2 protein-coding genes are annotated in these 3,025 nt (G+C 55.9%); both read left to right on the top strand.

Features of this window, described 5'->3' with window-relative positions:
• The coding region (locus KIT10_16255) for a hypothetical protein (protein MCW5900812.1) at positions 1–304 on the top strand (304 nt) is incomplete at its 5' end.
• Positions 301–3,025 (top strand): hypothetical protein (locus KIT10_16250; GenBank protein ID MCW5900811.1); only part of this gene is annotated, 2,725 nt, incomplete at its 3' end. The genes KIT10_16255 and KIT10_16250, both read left to right, overlap by 4 nt.

The raw sequence follows: 3,025 nt of genomic DNA, 5'->3' as shown, positions 1-3,025 counted from the left end.
TGCTGGTCGCACCTACAACCTCTCTGATCAGTGCACTGTTGAGCATCTTGTGTCCGTTTGTTGTGAAGCTCTTGGGCGTCCGCCGCCACGCTGGCGCCTGCCAGAAATGGTGCCGCGAGCTTTCGCGTGGCTCCTGGATCGAATGGCAAGCGGAAGGCTGACACAGGGGCAGATTGACATTCTGACGAGTCGAGCCCAGTACTCTACAGAGCAGATCCGGAGCGAGCTCGGATATAATGATGTCATGAAACTGGATGATGCCCTGAGCGAACTGGTTGCTGCCTGGCTCAAGCGAGAAACATGACTGAGCGCAAACATAGGCCGCTGTTTTCGGTCATCGTTTTTTTGCTGTTCTTCAGCTACGCTACTGCAGCGGCGCTGCTGTTCCAGAAGTTCCTTTTGCCGCTAATCGACTCGGCTCACCACGGACAGGGACTCGTGGAAGGGGATTCTGCCTATTTCCACTCTATTGCAGTTGATCTGGCCGAGCGCATTCGCCTACATGGCTGGTCCGAATGGCGCTTCTATCCAACGCATGCAGCAACCGGTAACGTTGCCTTGTTGGCGGGTCTTTATGTTTTATTCGGTAACGACCCCTCCCTGATGGTTCCGGTGAATGCCGCGATCCATGCTTTTACTGGCACGCTGTTATTCTTATTAGGCCGCAAGCTGTGGCCGGGCCGCATCGGCGTACTGGCTGGGATTATTGCGGGTGTGCTGTATGTCGTTTTTCCGTCTGCTCTGAACTGGTACGGCCAGATACACAAGGATGGCTTCGCTCTTGCCGGGACGATTCTGGTGTTGTACGCCTGGATAGCTGCAGAAGAAGGTGGGCGATCGAGCTGTTGGCAATCAGCTATGACCATCGTGGCCACGCTTGCGGGGGTGGCGCTGATAGTTTTCGTGCGGCCATATAACCTCGTGCTGGTTTTCATCGGCGTAGTGCTGATGTTATTTTTCAAGCTCGGTTCGATCTTGAAGAACTGCGGGTCGGCTGAGTACCGGCGTATTTTGACACTACAAGTCGTCCTAGCCTTCTTGGTTGGCGTCGCTACCTACATGTCGCCTCGTACTGGCGCCGATGAGCAGAGCTATGCTCGGTGGACAGCAGGTGGAACTGCCGGCGGAACTGCCGTGACTACTATCCAATGGACGTGGCATCCAACATCCTGGATTCCACAGACCATCGATAAGTACGTCGAAGTGATTGCGAGGACACGAGTCGGACTGATCGATGAAGGCCTGAAAATACAGGCCGGCTCGCTTTACGATATTGACGCGCTCCCGGATAGCACGCCGCAGGTGGTGGCGTATGTGCCGCGAGCGCTGCAGATTGCGCTTTTTGCTCCCTTTCCTTCGTTGTGGTTCGAGAAGATCAGTGTTACGCGTCTGGTTGCGGTGGGTGAGATGGCAATCTGGTATCTGATCGCCCCGGGTATGTTGCTGGTGCTGTGGTTTGCCCGTACTCGTGGTGTTATGGCCTTGCTTGTCTTTTCACTGGCCTTGCTGACGGTTTATGGCATAACCATAGCCAACGTTGGCACGCTGTATCGCATTCGCTATCTCTACATGTTCCTGCTGATACTTGTCAGCCTAGGTGGTTGGCTGCACTTCTTGGAGAGGTACGGATGGATGCCGCAGATACGTGGCATGTCCTTATCTCGCGAACAAACTTCGTCTGTTGCAAAAAAGGAAATGAAGTTGGCCCGCTCAGTCTTGGTGGGTTCCGGAATGGCTGTGGCTGCGGTGACCGGAATCACCTTTATTGGCTTGTTTGCCAGAGACATTGTCATGGCGAGATTATTCGGTCTAGGCGGGGAACTCGATGCCTTCGTGGTTGCCACGGTGATGCCGATGTTCCTTGTGGCGGTGCTAAGCGTACCTATCGGCACTGCGATCGTGCCGGTCTTTCTGGCCGTGCGTGAGCGGTCGTCGGTGATCGCGGCTCAGACACTGGCTCGACAGGTAGCGAAGATGTTCCTTGTCATGGCGCTGATTCTGGTTGGTGTGGTGGTTTTGGCAGGGCCTGGTTTGATAGAGATGGCAGGCTGGTCGGCGCTGCCAGAGAAGGCGGGAAGAACGCAGGCAATCATGTTGTGGATGCTGGCAATCTTCGTTTTCAGCGGCTTGGTCACACTCGCCAATGGCTTGCTAAACGCCCTGGGGCACTATGTCGTGCCAGCCGCCGCTCAGGTAATTGTTCCTATTGTAGCCATCGCCGCCCTGTTGGTATTCGGCAATTCCCATGGTGCGATCGTTGCAGCAGTGGCGATGTTTGTTGGCCAGTTGGCCAATCTTGCCTTGGTCTATCGGGCGCTCGCGGCGCGGGGGATATCGCTAATGATTCCGGCGAAGCACGAAGGTGTCGGATTCGGGCAGTTTGTTTCTCAGTATCTGCCGCTGGTGGCGGCAGCGGTGTTCATGCAGTTGACCGTTCCGGTGAGTACCGCGATGGCTTCGGTACTGCCGGAAGGCGGAGTGGCAGCGCTTGGTCTTGGCAGCAAGGCCGTCCTGTTTGCCACCGGCCTGATCGGTGCCTCTATTGCCTCGGTCGTACTGCCATACTTCTCGCGTTACATGGCACAAAGCCGGTTGCTGGATGCGCGCCGAGAACTTTCATTCCTGCTGCTGGCGGGAACCGTTATTTCGATTCCCGCCACATTGGCTCTGCATCTTTTATCCGTACCGTTTGTCCGCCTAGCGTTCGAGGGCGGGGCCTTCGGTTCCTCTGAAGTGGGCGTAGTCTCACGGGTGATGTCCAACGGCATCCTGCAGCTGCCGTTTTTTGTCACCAACCTGCTTCTGCTGAAATTTGCCATTGCTACCCGTCGTTCGGGCAGAGTCATGCTTGCTGCGGCCGTAGGCCTGGCGGCAAATGTTTTACTTAATTTTGTGCTGATGCCCCGCCTCGGAGCGCCGGGTATTGCGTTATCCATGTCGATTGCCGCGGCGACCTCGGCAGGGCTAATGCTGCTTTTGTTTTTTCGCCTTGGCGATGTGGCCTGGGTTGACATGGTGTTCATCC

Source organism: Flavobacteriales bacterium (assembly GCA_026129465.1).
In the GTDB taxonomy this organism is placed as follows: domain Bacteria; phylum Bacteroidota; class Bacteroidia; order Flavobacteriales_F; family PHOS-HE28; genus PHOS-HE28.
The sequence above is the reverse complement of the archived record's forward strand: the minus strand, read 5'-3'. Positions and strand labels throughout refer to the sequence as shown.